Here is a 16986-nt window from a genome sequence, read left to right as displayed (position 1 = left end):
CGATGACCTCCGCATGGGAGAAGTGATCCATGTCGCCCAGAAGCGCTGAGCGGTTCTGGGGCAACGACATGCATCAACCAAAGACTTAAGGCGCGTTCCCCGAGATCGTTTCCCGCGGCGCGCCGTAAGACGTTCCCAAACACGGAGGCATGCCATGAATTCCGTTGACGATATCGACCTGATTGAAGAGACCTCGGCCGCCGCCGAGGCCATCGAATCCGCTTCCGAAAACCTCCTCGACCACGCCGCTGCTGCGGCGGTCGAATCTGCCGATCCGTCCGAGGACGATGAGGAAGATGACGAAGACGGCGAGGAGGCCACTGCCTCGGCCGACGATGAGTCGGAAGACGAGGATGAAGATGACGACGAAGACGGCGACGACGAAGACGATGACGCCGACGAAGAAGCCAAAGCCTCGGGCGACGATGAGTCCGACGACGAGGATGAAGATGGCGACGGCGATGAAGACGACGCCGACGAGTCCAACGATGACGACAAGGAAGAAGCGGCCTGAGCCGTCTCCTGTCGTGTGAAGCATGAGGGGCGGCGCGTTACGCGTCGCCCTTTTTCGTCAGGCTCGTCAATCTCCAGGAAGATCGACCCGTCAATCTTCAGAAGCAGACCTAGTCAGTCTTCCACGATGCTGACCCGCACGCTGTCCGGATAGACGTCGACCTCGATCAGCGGCTCGCCATTGACGATCGCGCGCCGGGTCGAGCTGCTCATGGCGCCGCCGCGTCCCAGCATGCGCTGCAGGTCGGCGCGCGAGCCGTCGCTGCGGAACCAGGGATCGCCCTGGTCGTCGCCGTCGCGCCGATGGAACTTGTGCCAGTTGGCGCGGTCCTGCCGCACCATCTGCGCCGCGCTGCCGAGCGGATAGCCGTCGCTGGCGCGATGATCGCGATCGGAAATCCGCGCCGTGTAAGAGCCGAGCATATCATCGGCACTCGCCGTGCCCGCGCCCAGCGCGGTTGCCGCCATCAGGCCGGCGACGGCGATTGCTTTCGAAACAGTCATGAAATCCCCCTTTTTGAAACGCCAGCGCCATCGTGCCCGATCCGCATGACGGAGATCGGACAAAGTTCAAGCGCCTAGCATATCGAGGTGGTATCCAGTGTGATCTACATCGCCTTGCCGACGCGCGGCAGTGGCTGGGCAGTTTGCGGTTGCGCCTGTGGCTGCGCATCGGCTGTCGCGCCTGGCTGGGCGGCGGTCTTGCCGCTGCCGTTCGAAGCGGACGCGGTGCCGTTCGCGGGCGTTGCCGGCGAAGTGCCGTTTGCCGGCGCGGTGGCGGCGGGTGTGGTTGTGGCTGTTGCAGGCTTGGCCGACGCGGTCGCCGCCGGCGCTGCGAAAGCGCCGCCGACAATACCGCCCCGGATGATCATCGGGGCCTGCTGGTGCCCGGATTTCTCGGGGATTGCCGCGACCTTTTCATCGGTGACGGCGGGCATAGGGTCGCCAAGCGCTATCATCGACGGCGTCGAGGCCGCGGACAGCTTGGTCGGCTCGATCGCATTCAGCCTGACGACGGAAGGCGTCGAGGTCGAGGGTCCGACCACGACGATCGACGAGGCATGTGCCGCGCCGTTCATCGCCAGAAGGCTGATACCGAACGCTCCAAGCAAACGCATCACAAGAACTCCCCAGCCCGCAACCGCATCAAACCCGCACCTTAGGACCGGCACATTGAAGCCGGCTTGCTTGAAAACTTAACATTTTAGGGATTGATAAATCGCCAATGCCCGCACTTGCCCGATGCAAGCGGCCGTATTACGGGACCGGCATGTGCAGGACTGGTGGCGAATTTGGCTGAGATACTGGCGATCGGCGAGGCTCTGGAGCGGGCTTTGGCGCTGCTCGAAGGCGGCGACGTCGTCGCCATTCCGACCGAGACGGTTTACGGCCTGGCCGGCGATGCCACCAATGGCGTTGCCGTGGCGCGCATTTTCGAGGCCAAGGGCCGGCCGCGCTTCAACCCGCTGATCGCCCATGTCGCGGATCGCGCCATGGCGGACCGTATCGCCGGCTTCGATCCGCTGTCGGCAAGATTGGCCGAAGCCTTCTGGCCCGGCCCGCTGACGCTGGTGCTGCCGCACAGGGCGGACAGCGGCATCCATCCGCTGGTCACCGCGGGGCTGGACACGATCGCGCTGCGCATGCCGCGCGGGTTCGGCGGCGGGCTGATCGCGCGGCTCGGCCGGCCGCTCGCGGCCCCCAGCGCCAATTCCTCCGGAAAGATCAGCGGCACGACGGCAGGCGCGGTCGCCGCCGATCTCGGTGACAGGATCAGGCTGGTCGTCGATGGTGGCGCGACGCCTGTCGGACTGGAATCGACCATCGTCAAGGTCGAGGACGGCAGGCTGCGGCTGCTGCGGCCCGGCGGCATCGGCGCCGAGGAGATCGAGGCGGTGGCCGGCGCGAAACTATCGCGCGGCGCGAGCGGCATCGAGGCGCCGGGCATGCTTGCCTCGCATTACGCGCCGGGCACCGCGATGCGGCTTAATGTCGGGGACGTTGCCGAAGGCGAGGCTTTGCTTGCGTTCGGCCGCAATCGCGCCGAGGGCTGGGAACGGGCCGCTGCGTTGCGCAATCTCTCCGAAACGGGCGACCTGCGCGAGGCAGCCAGCAATCTGTTCGCCTTCATGCAGGCGCTCGATCGTGTCGGCGCCGCGACCATCGCCGTCGAGCCGATCCCGTTGGAGGGCCTGGGCGAGGCGATCAACGACCGGCTTGCCCGCGCCGCCGCGCCGCGTGACAAGCTCGCCTGAGCGCCCTAGGGTTTGTTTCATGAACGACCAGCCCTTCGATCTCGATCCCGCCGTCATCGACCGCTTCACGGCCATCGTCGGCGACAAATATGCCTTGCGCGACCAGGCCGACATCGCGCCTTACATCACCGAGCGGCGTGGCCTTTGGCATGGCCGGACATCGCTGGTGCTGCGCCCCGGCAGCGTCGAGGAAGTGAGCCGCATCATGCGGCTTGCGACCGAGACCGGAACGCCGATCGTGCCGCAGAGCGGCAACACCGGGCTGGTCGGCGCCCAGGTGCCGGACAAATCCGGACACGACATCGTGCTGTCGCTGTCCAGGCTGAACCGCATCCGCGAGATCGATGTCCTGTCGAATACGGTGACCGCCGAGGCCGGCGTCATCCTGCAGACGCTGCAGGAAGCGGCTGACGCCGCTGGCCGGCTGTTTCCGCTGTCGCTCGCCGCCCAAGGATCCTGCCAGATCGGCGGCAATCTGTCCTCCAATGCCGGCGGCACTGGCGTGCTTGCTTACGGCAATGCGCGCGAGCTCTGCCTCGGCGTCGAGGTCGTGCTGCCGACCGGCGAGGTGCTCGACGACCTGCGCAAATTGAAGAAGGACAACACCGGCTACGATCTGAAGAACCTTTTCGTCGGCGCCGAAGGCACGCTCGGCATCATCACCGCCGCGGTGCTGAAGCTTTTCCCGAAGCCGAAAGGCAGGGAGGTCGCCTTTGCCGGCCTGCCGTCGTCCCCGCACGACGCGCTTTCGCTGTTCACGCTGGCGATGGATCGCGCCGGCGCCTCGCTCACCGCTTTCGAGCTGATCGGCAAAAGACCCTACGACTTCACGCTCAAGCACGGGCAAGGCATCACCCGGCCGCTGGCCGACGACTGGCCATGGTATGTGCTGATGCAGGTCTCTTCCGGCCGTTCCGAAGAAGACGGCAGGGCGCTGATCGAAGAGATTCTTTCAGCCGGCCTCGAGCAGGGCATCGTCGGCGACGCGGTGGTGTCGGCAAGCCTTGCCCAGGGCGATGCTTTCTGGAACTTCCGCGAGACGCTCCCCGAATGCCAGAAGCCGGAGGGCGCCTCGATCAAGCACGACATCTCGGTGCCCATCGCCTCAATCCCGCAATTCATCGAAAAAGCGGCCGGCGTGGTTGAGCGGGTCTGCCCCGGCGCGCGCGTCGTCTGCTTCGGCCACATGGGCGACGGCAATCTTCACTACAACATCTCGCGTCCGGTGGATTGGCAGGACGAGGCGTTCCTCGAGCTCTACCATCCCATGAACAAGGCGGTGCACGATGTCGTGCGCTCCTTCCGTGGCTCGATCTCGGCCGAGCACGGGATCGGCCAGTTGAAGCGCGACGAGCTGATCGCCACGGCGCCGCCGATGGCGATCGACCTTATGCGCCGCGTGAAAGCGGCCTTCGATCCGGCCGGCATCATGAATCCCGGTAAGGTTATCTGATCCTCACCACATCGGGCGCTGGTCGCATTCCGATAACCATCGGCTCAGATCAGCAAAATTTAACCGACTTTCTTAAGCGCGCCGGTAAGAAGCGAGCGCTAATGTTTCTTCCCATAACGAGGCCGGAAAAACCGGCCCTGAGAGAACCGGAAAACGGCCCTCAGGACTAACAGGGAAGACATCGATGAACACTGGACTGAAGCCAGTCTGGGCCGGGCGCAACATGCGTCTCGACCCGTTTCGCCTACCGCAGATGGTGAGCTATGCCACCCGCGACGACTATGGCGATGTAACCTTCACCATCGACCAGCGCGGCGCCGTCATCCGCCGTGTGCTGGAGATGAGCGGCGTGCCGGCGATCATCGCGCTGCCCGCCAAGGCGTTCCGCGGCGTGGCCGCCCGCGCCATGGAGGATCCGGAGGGCAATGTCACGGTGACGCTGGAACTGCTGCACAATGATCCGATGCTGTCGGTGCCGCTTCTGGTCGCCGACGACCTCGACGACGTCGCCGCCGACTGGCGCGCCTGGGCCGATGCCTATCGCCTGCCGATGCTTCTGATCGAGGCCGACGGCATAGCCCGCACGCTGGAAGAATCGCTCGGCGCCGCCATCAAGTCGCTGCCGCCGCAGGAGCGCCGCAAGGGCCGCGTCTCCAACATGCGACGCCCGCGCTTCCTTGCCCGCCGCAAGTCCGGCAACCTTGGCCTGAGACTGGTCATCGACGGCCAGGAGATTATCGCAAGGGAGTAGCCGCCGGTGACAATCTTCTCCCCGTCACTATACGGAGAGAAGTGCCCGGCAGGGCGATGAGGGGCAGCGCCGACCTGGGTGTTTGGCCACCTCAAAATTTGATCCAACACACGCTATATCGCCGCTGTGCCTTTCGCCTTACCTCCAAGGTCGGCGCCGCCCCTCATCCGGCTGCCGCCACCTTCTCCCCGTGGAACGGGGAGAAGGAAGACTACACCAGTGGCTTCAGCCATATCCACACCGAACCGCCGATCAGGCCGAGGAAGATCAGCCAGCCGACCTGGTTGTTCGACTTGAACAGCTTCAGGCACTGGTCGGGATTGTCGATGTCGAGCCGGATGATCTGGCGCGCCATATGCGCGCCGGCGGCGATCAGCCCGGCCAGCGCCACCACGGGCACCTGCGCCGAAGCGAAGGCGATGGCGAAGCAGACCAGCGCGCCGCCATAGAGCCCGACCAGCCAGGTCTTGGTGTTGTCGCCGAACAGCCGCGCCGTCGAACGCACGCCGACGATGGCGTCGTCTTCCTTATCCTGATGCGCGTAGATCGTGTCGTAGCCGATCACCCACAGGATCGAGCCGATATAGAGCATGATGGCTGGATCATCGATGTCGCCGAACTCGACCGCCCAGCCCATCAGCGCGCCCCAGGAGAAGGCGAGCCCCAGCACGAATTGCGGCCAGTTGGTGATGCGCTTCATGAAGGGATAGACGGCCACGATCGCCAGCGAGGCGATGCCGAGCGGAATGGCGAAGCTGTTGAACTGCAACAGCACGGCAAGCCCGATAAGCGCCTGGATGATGACGAAAGCCCAGGCCTGGCGGCGCGTGACCTTGCCGGCCGGCAACGGCCGCGAGCGGGTCCGCTCGACCTGGTTGTCGATGTCCACGTCGGCGAGGTCGTTATAGGCGCAGCCGGCGCCGCGCATGGCCACGGCGCCGACGAAGAACAGGAACAGGTACCAGGGCGCCGGCAGCAGCGTCAGCAGCGGGTCGGTCGGGCGCGGATAGGCGCCCGCGGCAAGTGCCGCCGACCACCAGCACGGCCACAACAAGAGCTGCCAGCCGATAGGCCGGTCCCAGCGCGCTAGCTGCGCGTAGGGCCAAAGCCAGCGCGGCAGCACCCGGTAGACCCAATGGCCGCTCGGCGCGTCGGCGACCCGGCCCTGTGCTGCTTTCGACTGGATGGTTTCCATCACGGTGGAGTGGCAGCAGCAAGAGGCGCCGTCAAGCGGCCGCGTTGTCGCTCAAGCGTTGAAAACTTGTGCGTTGAAGCCCTAGGCGGTGAAAACATCGTGACTGGCAAACCATGCCTTGGCGACGTCGATGAAGGCCACGGCCGCCTTCGACAAGCGCTGGCGCGTGTCATGGGTCAGGATGATGCGCTGCATGGGCAGCGGATCGGAAAGCGGCTTGCAGACCAGCGGCAGCCCGTCATAGCTGCGGTCGCCATACGGCCTCGTATAGCTGACCGCGACGCCGAAGCCGTTGGCCACCATGGAGCGCTGCAATTCGAACGAGCTCGTCGCCGCCCGGGCGATCGGCGACAGGCCGCGGCTGAGGAAAAGGTCCAGCATGTGCTGCCAACTGTGCGGCTGATCGGTAGTGATCAGCGGATGCTGCGCCAGTTCCGCCAGGCTGACGGCGTGCTTGTCCGCAAGCTCATGGCCGGCCGGCAAAAGCGCGTGCGGCCGCAATTCATGCAGGAGAATGCGCTTGAAATGCCCGGGCAGACCAAGATCGTAGGTGAGGCCGAGATCGACGGCGCTGTCGGCCAGCCGCCGCCCCAGCGTGTCGAAGGTTTCGTCGCCGATGACGACCGTGACGGCTGGGCAGCGCTCGGCGAAGGCGCGCATCAGCGCCGGCGCGAAATAGGGCGCCAGGTCCTCGAAGCAGCCGAGCACCAATTCGCCGCCGACATCGGCATCGCGCGATCCGAGCGCCGCGAGCTCGTCCGCTTCGCCCAGCACCTGCCTTGCCTTGGCGACGGCCCTGCGGCCGAAGGATGTCAGCGCAACGCCGCTTCCCCGCTGGCGCACGAACAGCTTCTGGCCAAGCGCGTCCTCGACATTGTCGATCGCCACCGAAATCGATGGCTGCGAAACGTTGAGCGCCGAGGCGGCCGCGGTCACGCTGCCATAGCGGGCGACGGCAACGACATAGCGCAACTGGGTGAGGGTCGGTCTCATAGGTAAAAACTATAATCTAGATGACAAGTTATTATTTTACGCGATGTCCAGCGCTTGCGATAGTCGCTCGCCTAATCAAGGAGAGCGCCATGGCCAGCCCAAAGATCGATGCTTCGACGATTGCCGACTATCAGCGCGACGGCGCTGTCTGCATCCGCGGTGCCTTCAAGGACTGGGTCGATGTCATCGCCGGCGGCATCGAGCGCAACATTGAGAACCGCAGCGCCACGGCTTCCGACATTGCCGGCGGCAAGGGCAGCTTCTTCGACGACTACTGCAACTGGGAGCGCATCCCGGAATTCGTCAGGATCGTCAGGGAATCGCCGGCCGCCGAGCTCGCGGCCGCGGTCATGCAGTCGCGCACCGCCCAGTTCTTCCACGACCACGTTCTGGTCAAGGAACCCGGCACCCAGAAGCCGACGCCGTGGCACCAGGACATTCCCTATTACTTCGTCGACGGCAGGCAGACGGTGAGCTTCTGGATCCCGATCGATCCGGTGAAGGAAGCGACGCTGAGGCTGATCGCCGGCTCGCACAAATGGGAAAAGATGGTGCTGCCGGTGCGCTGGCTGAACGACGACAACTTCTATGCCGGCGAGGGCGACTACCGGCCGGTGCCGGATCCCGACAACGATCCCTCGATGAAGGTGCTCGAATGGGAAATGGAGCCCGGCGACGCCATCCTGTTCGACTTCCGCACGGCGCACGGCGCGCGCGGCAACCTGACCTCGGCGCGCCGCCGGGCGCTGTCGCTGCGCTGGGTCGGCGACGACGCGCGTTATGTCGAGCGTCCCGGCCGCACCTCGCCGCCCTATACCGGCCACGACATGAAGCCCGGCCAGAAATTGCGCGAGGACTGGTTCCCGGTCGTTTTCCAGAGCTAGAGTCGTCTTCCGGGCTTGAGTCGTTTTTCCGGCCCGGCCGGCGACGGGACTTGCCTCATTCCCCTCGATGCGGGCCATGTTCCCGTGCGCAATTGCCGCCAAAATGCCAAGATGCCTTGACCCATCGCCCGCGGACCAATAGCGGGTTCTCTCGACGAGGACGATCGGCAGCAAGAGGTGGCCATGAATGTTCTTCTTCTCGGCTCGGGTGGCCGCGAACATGCGCTCGCCTGGAAGATGGCCGCCTCGCCGCTGCTGACGAAGCTCTACGCCTCGCCAGGCAATCCGGGCATCGGCCGTGTCGCCGAACTGGTCAAGCTCGACGTCGCCGACCACTCCGCCGTCGCCTCCTTCTGCCAGGAGAAGAAGATCGACCTGGTCGTGGTCGGTTCGGAAGGTCCGCTGGTCGCCGGCATCGCCGACGACCTGCGCGCCTGGGGCATCCGCGTATTCGGTCCGTCAAAGGCGGCGGCGCGGCTCGAGGGCTCGAAGGGCTTCACCAAGGATCTTTGCGCGAAGTTCAACATCCCGACCGCCGCCTATGGCCGCTTCAGCGATCTCGCCTCGGCAAAGGCCTATGTCGAGGAGACCGGCGCGCCGATCGTTGTCAAGGCCGACGGCCTTGCCGCCGGCAAGGGCGTCACCATCGCCATGACTTTAGACGAGGCGAACGCCGCGCTCGAAGCCTGTTTCGACGGCGCTTTCGGTGCCGCTGGCGCCGAGGTGGTGGTCGAGGAGTATCTGACCGGCGAGGAGGCGAGCTTCTTCTGCCTGTGCGACGGCGCCACGGCGCTGCCCTTCGGCACCGCGCAGGACCATAAGCGCGTCGGCGACGGCGATACCGGGCCGAACACCGGCGGCATGGGCGCCTATTCGCCGGCGCCGGTGATGACGCCGGAAATGACCGAGCGCACCATGCGCGAGATCATCGAGCCGACCATGCGCGGCATGGCCAATATCGGCGCGCCCTTCGCCGGCATCCTCTTCGCCGGCCTGATGATCACCGACAGCGGCCCCAAGCTGATCGAGTACAACACCCGCTTCGGCGATCCCGAATGCCAGGTGCTGATGATGCGGCTGAAGGACGATCTGCTCGTCCTGCTCAACGCCGCCGTCGACGGCCAGCTCGCGCATATGTCGGTGCGCTGGAGCGACGAGACGGCGTTGACCGTGGTGATGGCGGCGAGGGGCTATCCGGGCACGCCGGAAAAGGGCTCCGTCATCCGCGGTCTCGACAAGGTGGAAGGCGTCCAGGTCTTCCATGCCGGCACTGCCATCAATGGCGGCGCGCTGGTCGCCAATGGCGGGCGTGTGCTCAACGTCACCGCTTTGGGCGCCACCGTCGGCGAGGCGCAGGCAAAGGCCTACGCGGCGATCGATCGTATCGACTGGCCGCAAGGCTTTTACCGCCACGACATCGGCTGGCGCGCTGTCGAGCGTGAGAAAGGCGCCGCCTGATCAGGCGGCCTGGCTCCTGCCGCCCTTGCGTGCCCAGGCCGGCAGCCAGTCGCCGTGAGCGGCAAGCAGCTCGTCGACCAGCGACCAGATCTGGTCGAGGTCGAGCTCGGCCGCGGTATGCGGGTCCATCATCGCCGCATGGTAGATGTGCTCGCGGTTCTCGCTCATCAGCGCTCGCACCGTCAGTTCCTGGACGTTGATGTTGGTGCGGATCAGCGCCGTGAGCTGCGGCGGCAATTCGCCAATGTAAGTGGGCTGGATTCCGGAAGCATCGACCAGGCACAGCACTTCCGCCGCGCAATCGAAAGGCAGCGAGGTGATGCAGCCATTGTTGCGCACATTGCCGTAGATCACCGACGGCTCGCCGGTCCAGACCGAATTCATGATCGAGGAGGCATATTCCCTGGACTGCTCAACCTCGATCCGGTCCGCCGAGCGGTAGGCCTCGGCCTGGCCCTTCCAGCGCTCGATCTGCTCGATGCAGCGTTTTGGATATTCGTCGAGCGGGATGCCGTATTTCTCGATCAGGTCGGGGCGGCCGTCCTTGATGAAATAGGGCGTGTACTCGGCGAAATGCTCGGAGCTTTCGGTGACGAAATAGCCGAGCCGGGTCAGCATCTCGTAGCGCACCTTGTTCGGGCAGCGCGGGTTCCAGCCGGGCTTCGGCGCGCGGCCCTCGCGATAGGCGCGCAGGAGATCGGGATAAAGGTCGCGGTAGGAACCGTCCGGCCGGCGATGCTCGAACTTGAGATAAAACGCCATGTGGTTGATGCCGGCCGAGCGGTAGCGGATCTCCTCATAGGGAAGGTCGAGGTCGTGCGCCAGTTCCATCGCCGTGCCCTGCACCGAGTGGCAGAGTCCGACCTGCTTGATCGTGGGATATTTCTCGGCGATCGCCCAGGTGTTGATCGCCATCGGGTTGACATATTGCAGCATGATCGCCTCCGGGCAGACGGCGAGCATGTCCTCGCAGATTGTCCATAGATGCGGCACGGTCCTCAGGCCCCGCATGATGCCGCCGACGCCCAGCGTATCGGCGATCGTCTGGCGCAGGCCGTATTTCTTCGGCACCTCGAAGTCGGTGACGGTGCAGGGCTCGTAGCCGCCGATCTGGAAGGCGACGACGACGAAGTCGGCGCCGGAGAGCGCCTGGCGCTGGTCCGAATAGGTCTCGGCCTTCGCCTTGACGCCGAGCGTCGCGATCAGCTTGTTGACGACGACGACGCTCTCTTCCAGCCGCTGCGGATTGATGTCCATCAATGCGATGGTGGCGCCCGATAGCGCCGGCCGCTGCAGCACGTCGCCGACGATGTTCTTCATGAACACCGTCGAGCCGGCGCCGATGAACGTGATCCTGGGATTTCTTGCCACTTTAAAGCCTCCGGCACTTTCTAAGCCACGTCGAAAGCGGCCCTGACGAGCCGTTCGGTGTAGGCGGTCTTGGGATTGGAAAGGACCTCGTCGACGGGCCCCTGCTCGACGATCTTGCCATGCTGCATGACGATGACGCAGTGGCACAGCGCGCGCACCACCTTGAGGTCGTGCGAGATGAACAGATAGCTCAGGCCGCGCTCGTCCTGCAGCTTTCGCAACAGGTCGATGATCTGCGCCTGCACGGAAAGGTCCAGCGCCGAAGTCGGCTCGTCGAGCAGGATGAATTCGGGCTCCAGCGCAATCGCCCGCGCGATCGCGATACGCTGCCGCTGGCCGCCGGAGAATTCATGCGGGAAGCGCGACAGGATGTTGCCGGGCATGCCGGCGCTGGCCAGCGCCTCGCGCACCCGCTCGTTCCGCTCGCGCCGCGTCGCGCCCAACCGGTTGACGACCAGCCCTTCCTCGATGATCTGGCCGATCGTCATGCGCGGATTGAGCGAGGAGAAAGGATCCTGGAACACGATCTGCATGCGCGAGCGCAGCGGCCGCATCTCAGCCCGCGTAAGACCCTCTATCGGCTGGCCGTCGAAACGGATCTCGCCGCGCTTGGCGTCGAGCAACCGAAGCAGGGCTTGCCCGAAAGTGGTCTTGCCGGAGCCGGATTCGCCGACCAGACCAAGCGTCTCATGGCGGCAAAGTTTCAGGTCGAGATCGTCGACGGCGACCAGCTCGCGCCAGTCCGGCTTCAGGAAAGAGCCGTGGCGCAGCATGAAGCAGACGCGCACGCCGTTCGCCTCGAGGATGGTGCCGCTGCTCTCCGGCAGCGGCTTTGGCCGCCCGCGCGGCTCGGAGGCGAGCAGCCGCTGCGTGTAGGGATGCTGGGGATTGGCGAAGAGCCGCTCGGTGACGTTGTGCTCGCGCATCTCGCCATGCTGCATGACATAGACGTAGTCGGAAAACTTACGCACCACGGTGAGGTCGTGGGTGATCAGGATCACCGCCATCCGCAGTTCCTTCTGCAGGTTGCGGATCAGGTTCAGGATCTGCGCCTGCACGGTGACGTCGAGCGCCGTGGTGGGCTCGTCGGCGATCAGCACGTCGGGGTCGTTGGCCAAGGCCATGGCGATCATGACGCGCTGGCGCTGGCCGCCCGAGAGCTGGTGCGGATATTGCTTCAGCCGCGCCTCCGGCTCAGGGATCTGGACATGCCGCAGGAGTTCGAGCGCGCGCGCCCAGGCTTGCCTGCGGCCCACCTTGCGGTGCACCCGGATCGCTTCGACGATCTGGCCGCCGACCGTGTAGATCGGGTTGAGCGAGCTCATCGGCTCCTGGAAGATCATCGAGATGCGGTTGCCGCGCAGCTTGCGCCGCGAGCTCTCCGGGAACTTCAGGATGTTCTGCCCGAGATAGTCGACGCTCGACCGCGGCGACACCGTCGCGCGGCGCGACAACAGCCCCATGACGGTGCGCGCCGTTACCGACTTGCCGGAGCCGGACTCGCCGACGATCGCGATCGTCTCGCCGCGATAGAGCTGGAACGAGACGTCCTTGACCGCCTCGACGGTGCCGTGCTCGACCTTGAAGGCGACCTCGATGTTGCGGGCGTCGATCACGGGCTGATCATGGCGACCGCCATGATCATGCCGGACGGCCGGTGCGAAATTGTCTGCGAGCGCGATCGTCGTCATCCGGCCACCTCAATAAGGATCGACGGCATCGCGCAGGCCGTCGCCCAGCGCGTTGAAGGCAAAGACGGTGATCAGCACGAAGCCGACCGGCGACAGGATCCATGGATAGGTGCCGATGACCGAATAGGTCGCGGTGTCCTGCAGCATCAGGCCCCATGAGATCAGCGGTGGCTTCACCGCGAAGCCGAGGAAGCCGAGGAAGCATTCGAGCAGCACCACCGTCGGGATCGCCAGCGTCACGGCGACGATCACATGGCTCATCACATTGGGGAAGATGTGCTGCATGATGATGCGCCGGTCGGTGGCGCCGACCGCCATGGCGGCGCGCACATAGTCGATCCGCGCCAGCGCCAGCGTCTTGCCGCGCACCTCGCGCGACATCTGTGCCCAGCCCAGCGCCGACATGACGATGATGACGAAAGCGAGGAAGACATTCGTCGGCGCTGTGACCGGGATCAGCGTCGTCAGGGCCAGATAGAGCGGCAGTTGCGGGAAGGCGAGCACAAGCTCGACGAATCGCTGCATCCAGACGTCGAACCGGCCGCCGAAATAGCCGGAGATCATGCCGACGCTGGTGCCGATGACCGTGATGATGAAGACCACCGTCAGCGCGATCATCAGCGACACGCGCGAGCCGTGGATGGCGCGCGACAGCACGTCGCGGCCGAACTTGTCGGTGCCGAGGAAATGCACCGGCTGGCCGTCCATCGAGGAAAACAAGTGCCGGTTCATCGGGATGAGCCCGAAGAGCTTGTAGGCCGCGCCTTCGACGAAGAAACCGAGCAGCCTTGGATGGTCGTAGTCGGGGCCGACGATCGGCTGGAAGGTGACCGGATCGAGATCGGCCGAATCGGCCAGCGCATAGACCCGCGGCCGCGCGACGAAATTGCCGTCCTTGTCGTGGAAAACAGGGGCCTGCGGCGGAGCGAAGGCGACGTCGGTCGCCTTGGGGTCCATCGGCGCCAGGAATTCGGCGAACACCGCCATGACCAGCAGCAGGACGACCAGCCAAAGCCCGGCCATGCCGGTCCAGGAGCGCTTCAGCCGGCGCCAGACGAGCGCGATGTAGCTCTCATTGCCATGCGCGGCTTCGGCTTTGGTTACGCCTTCGGCCGGCAAGGGCGTAAGGGATGGGGGCGGGGGTGAGGGATCGCGGGCCAGCATCTAGCGCTCCCCGAACTGGCGGATGCGCGGGTCGAGCAGAACCAGCAGCATGTCGGCGATGATGTTGCCGACGATCAGCGTCGCCGACAGCACCATCATGAAGGTGGCCGTGACATAGACGTCGCCGACCGCCATGGAACCGACGATCGCCGGACCGACGGTGGGCAGCGCGAAGATGATCGCCGTCTCGATCTCGCCGGTCAGCATATAGGGCAGCACCACGCCCTGATACATCACCAGCGGATGCAGCGCGTTGGGCACGGCATGGCGCATGACGACGGCGCCGCCGGTCAGGCCCTTGGCCTTGGCCGTCTCGACATATTGCGCGTTGAGCGTGTCGAGCAGGTTGCCGCGCATGACCCGCATATTGTAGGCGAGGCCGCCGAAGGTCGCGATCGCGACCACCGGCCAGACATGCTTGATGAGGTCGACGAACTTCGCCCACGACCACGGCGCGCCGCCATATTGCGGCGAAAAGAACGAGCCGATCTCGGAGACGTTGAACTGGAAGACCAGCAGATAGACGATGATCAGCGCCATCAGGAAGCGCGGCACCGTCATGCCGAGGAATGAGATCGCCGAAAGCGTCGAGTCGATCCAGGAATACTGCCGCGTCGCCGCCCATATGCCGAAGCTGATGCCGAGCACCGAGGCGAGCAGATGGCAGACCAGCGCCAGAAGCAAGGTGCGCGGCAGGCGCTCGCCCACCACATCGGCCACCGGCTTGTTGTAGTAGAGGCTGTAGCCGAAATCGCCGCGCGTGACGATGCCGCCGATCCAGTTGAGATACTGGACAGGCAGTGGCTTATCGAGGCCATGCTCGACGCGGTAGGCCTGGGCTTGCGCTTCAGCCTCGGCGTAGGAAGCGCCGCCCTGGTTGATCAGCTGCGAGCGGATATAATCCGCATAGTCGCCGGGCGGCGCCTGGATGATGGCGAAGGTGACGAGGCTCAGGATTGCGAGGACGGGAAGCGCCGACGCTATGCGCATAAGCAGGAATCGCAGCATGGGGGGTCAGCTTCCTTTCTGGCCGGTCGCTCCCTGAGGTGCGTTCGGAGGTTTCGTTGTCCGGCCGCGCCGCGACGCGGCCGGACGTCTCTCGTCAGGGGAGGTAAACCTTACATCGGACCCTTGTCACCCGGTTTGCCGGGAAGCTCCTCCGGATACAATTCGTGCTTCGCCTGCTTGTCGGCGGCAACGAAGACACGTTCGCGGACAATCGAATCCTCGGCCCAGTTGAACATGTAGATCGGTGTGCCTTGCGGGATGTTGGAGAACCGCTTGTTGATGATCAGCGCGCCCGGATACTCGGTCAGCCCGACATTGTAGACATGCTCGGTCGATATCTTCTGGAACTTTCGCATCAGGTCTGCACGCTGGTCGTTGTCCTGCGTCGTCACGAACTTGTTGACGATGTCCACGAGGTCCTTCTCGAAGGGCATCAGGTCGACCTCGCCGCTTTCCGGCGCGCGGTGATTCCAGCTGGTCTTCGGGCCGACGGGAGCAAGTTGCTCGGTGTTTTGCACCACCGAGGTCAGCTCGGTCTCGTTGCGCCGGATCAGCCAGTCGAAACGGCCGGAATATTGGATGGCGTCGCGCTGCGTTCCGTTAACCCCGTTGAGCACGACCCTCAGCCCGAGCTTCTCCATCTGCGCGACCACGCCTTCGGCAAGGCTCTTGTCGGTGGTGTAGTCGTTGTTGACCAGCATCACGATCTCGACGTTCTTGCCGCCGGCGGTGCCGGCCGGGAAGTTCACGATACCGTCGCCGTCGGTGTCCTTCAGCCCGGCCTTGGCAAGCTCGGCCTTGGCGCCTTTGAGATCGAACGGATAGTAGACCGTCGATTTGCGGTCATAGAAGCTGGTGCCCGACGAGAAGCCGCCCGGATAGATGGCGGTGAATGGACCCTTGACCAGCGAGTCGCCCAGCGCCTTGCGGTTGAGCGCCATGGTCACCGCCTTGCGGAAGTCCTCGTTGCGGTTCAATTCGCGCACCGCCTGCCCGCGTTCGTCCGGGTTGCCCCAGCCATTGGCGGAAAAATTCATGCGCAGATTGTAGCCGATGAGGCGCGGGCCGAAGGCAAGCCGGGCCGGCGCGTTCGAGTCGGCAGCGCGCTTCAGCGAGGCGACGAAATTCTCCGGCTGCTCAAGGTTGGAGAAATCGCCGGAGCCCGCCACCGCCTGGACGTCGCGGTCGGCCCAGGTCGACAGCTTGTATTGCAGCTCGTTGAGATAGGGCAGCTGGTTGCCCTTTTCGTCGACCTTCCAATAGTAGGGGTTGCGCCGCATGACGATGATATCGTCCGGCCGGTATTCGACCGGCACCCAGGCGCCCATCACCGGCATATTCATATAGTCCGGCGGGAAGGCATTCTTGAACTGGTCGTAGGTGTTCTTCGAGTATTTCGGATGCTGCGGCTTCAGGATGTGCGAAGGGCCGGGACAGAAGGTGCCGTAGGCCATCGCATAGAGATATTGCCGCGGGAACGCCTCCTTGAACGTCCACTCGACGGTGTAGTCGTCGACCTTCTTCAGCGTCGTGCCGACGCCGAAGGTTTCGGGCGTGGCGCCGTTCAGCGGCGAGACGTTGGGATCGACGACCTCGTCATCCCAGTAGAACATGACGTCGTCGGCGTTGAAGGGCGCGCCGTCGGACCACTTGGCGCCTTCGATCAGATGCATGGTGAGCTTGTGGCCGTCGCTCGACCAGTCCCAGCTCTTGGCGAGGTTCGGCAGCGGCTCGGTGTCCTTGGCCTCGACCTGGAACAGCGGCGCCGTACGCGTCAGGCATTCGGACAGGCCGATATCGATCCCGCCCCAACCTTGCGTCTGGCCTGCGCCGTAGTTCCAGCCCTCCGGCCGGCCGCCGATGACATGGCGCATCGTGTCGCCATAGACGCCGATGCCGTCCGGCATGTTGCCCGTCTTGAAGACCAGCGGCTCCTTGGGCAACCGGTCCTTGACCGGCGGCAGCTTGCCGGTCTTGACGTATCTCTCCGTCACCCAGTCCGGCTCGTGATATTCGGGCAGCGCCTTGAACTCCAGGATGGAGTCGCGCGCCACATAGTGGATCTTGCCCTCGGCCGGGAACGTCGCCGGCTCGGGTGGGATCGTCGGCTCGGATGCGAAGGCGTATGCCGGAACGGCAACGCTCATCGCCAGTCCGGCGGCAAAGCCAATTCTGCGTAAGGTCCTCATCGTTTCCTCCCAGTTGTTTGGACGCCTGCTGCCCGCCTCTTGTTTTCTGGACGGCTGAGCC

15 protein-coding genes are annotated in these 16986 nt (G+C 64.7%); 6 read left to right on the top strand and 9 right to left on the bottom strand.

From position 1 onward, the window contains the following. Positions 1–154: 154 nt before the first annotated feature. Positions 155–514, top strand: coding sequence for an ATPase (locus FJW07_RS15560; RefSeq protein WP_140857379.1), 360 nt, complete (start codon positions 155–157; stop codon positions 512–514). A 113-nt stretch (positions 515–627) separates the two neighbouring features. Here the strand turns inward: FJW07_RS15560 and FJW07_RS15555 are convergent, their stop codons facing one another. Continuing rightward, positions 628–1017 (bottom strand): hypothetical protein, encoded by a 390-nt coding sequence (locus FJW07_RS15555; RefSeq protein ID WP_140857378.1) that lies wholly within the window; start codon positions 1015–1017, stop codon positions 628–630. A gap of 104 nt (positions 1018–1121) precedes the next feature. Continuing rightward, the gene (locus FJW07_RS15550) at positions 1122–1631 is read right to left on the bottom strand and encodes a hypothetical protein (protein ID WP_181182639.1); all 510 of its coding nucleotides are present in this window, start codon (positions 1629–1631) and stop codon (positions 1122–1124) included. A 174-nt stretch (positions 1632–1805) separates the two neighbouring features. Here FJW07_RS15550 and FJW07_RS15545 point away from each other — a divergent pair, with 174 nt between their 5' ends. The 3 genes from FJW07_RS15545 to FJW07_RS15535 all read left to right on the top strand — a co-directional run bounded on the left by FJW07_RS15545 (position 1806) and on the right by FJW07_RS15535 (position 4972). Further along, on the top strand, positions 1806–2768 hold the full coding sequence (locus FJW07_RS15545) for an L-threonylcarbamoyladenylate synthase (protein WP_181182645.1): 963 nt from the start codon (positions 1806–1808) through the stop codon (positions 2766–2768). A 19-nt stretch (positions 2769–2787) separates the two neighbouring features. Then, on the top strand, positions 2788–4221 hold the full coding sequence (locus FJW07_RS15540; protein ID WP_140857376.1) for an FAD-binding oxidoreductase: 1434 nt from the start codon (positions 2788–2790) through the stop codon (positions 4219–4221). Between the two features lie 184 nt (positions 4222–4405). Next, complete coding sequence (locus FJW07_RS15535) at positions 4406–4972, top strand: DUF6101 family protein (protein ID WP_140645040.1); 567 nt, start codon at positions 4406–4408, stop codon at positions 4970–4972. A gap of 211 nt (positions 4973–5183) precedes the next feature. Here FJW07_RS15535 and ubiA read toward each other — a convergent pair whose 3' ends face one another. Together ubiA and FJW07_RS15525 are read right to left on the bottom strand one after the other, a co-directional pair. Further along, positions 5184–6167: a 4-hydroxybenzoate octaprenyltransferase gene (gene ubiA, locus FJW07_RS15530; RefSeq protein ID WP_140857514.1), complete on the bottom strand. Its 984-nt coding sequence runs from the start codon at positions 6165–6167 to the stop codon at positions 5184–5186. Positions 6168–6248: 81 nt separating this feature from the next. Next, positions 6249–7160 (bottom strand): LysR family transcriptional regulator, encoded by a 912-nt coding sequence (locus FJW07_RS15525; RefSeq protein WP_140659538.1) that lies wholly within the window; start codon positions 7158–7160, stop codon positions 6249–6251. Between the two features lie 89 nt (positions 7161–7249). Between FJW07_RS15525 and FJW07_RS15520 the strand changes: the two genes are divergently transcribed. Beyond that, entirely contained in the window at positions 7250–8044 is a 795-nt protein-coding gene (locus FJW07_RS15520; protein WP_140857375.1) for a phytanoyl-CoA dioxygenase family protein, read from the top strand. A gap of 183 nt (positions 8045–8227) precedes the next feature. Next, positions 8228–9502: a phosphoribosylamine--glycine ligase gene (gene purD, locus FJW07_RS15515; protein ID WP_140857374.1), complete on the top strand. Its 1275-nt coding sequence runs from the start codon at positions 8228–8230 to the stop codon at positions 9500–9502. Here the strand turns inward: purD and FJW07_RS15510 are convergent, their stop codons facing one another. The 5 genes from FJW07_RS15510 to FJW07_RS15490 all read right to left on the bottom strand — a co-directional run bounded on the left by FJW07_RS15510 (position 9503) and on the right by FJW07_RS15490 (position 16925). Continuing rightward, positions 9503–10873, bottom strand: coding sequence for an alpha-glucosidase/alpha-galactosidase (locus FJW07_RS15510; RefSeq protein WP_140857373.1), 1371 nt, complete (start codon positions 10871–10873; stop codon positions 9503–9505). Between the two features lie 20 nt (positions 10874–10893). Beyond that, the gene (locus FJW07_RS15505) at positions 10894–12564 is read right to left on the bottom strand and encodes an ABC transporter ATP-binding protein (RefSeq protein WP_140857372.1); all 1671 of its coding nucleotides are present in this window, start codon (positions 12562–12564) and stop codon (positions 10894–10896) included. A 9-nt stretch (positions 12565–12573) separates the two neighbouring features. Beyond that, a complete protein-coding gene (locus FJW07_RS15500) occupies positions 12574–13728 on the bottom strand; it encodes an ABC transporter permease (protein ID WP_140857371.1) in 1155 nt (384 codons plus the stop codon). Beyond that, positions 13729–14736 carry an ABC transporter permease gene (locus FJW07_RS15495; protein WP_140545715.1) on the bottom strand — a complete coding sequence of 336 codons (1008 nt, stop codon included), beginning with the start codon at positions 14734–14736 and terminating at the stop codon, positions 13729–13731. It lies immediately after the preceding gene. A 110-nt stretch (positions 14737–14846) separates the two neighbouring features. Then, entirely contained in the window at positions 14847–16925 is a 2079-nt protein-coding gene (locus FJW07_RS15490; RefSeq protein WP_140857370.1) for an ABC transporter substrate-binding protein, read from the bottom strand. Positions 16926–16986: the final 61 nt, after the last annotated feature.

This window comes from Mesorhizobium sp. B3-1-9, from assembly GCF_006439595.1.
Lineage (GTDB): Bacteria > Pseudomonadota > Alphaproteobacteria > Rhizobiales > Rhizobiaceae > Mesorhizobium.
Note: the sequence above shows the minus strand (reverse complement) of the source record. Positions and strands in the feature narration are given on the sequence as shown.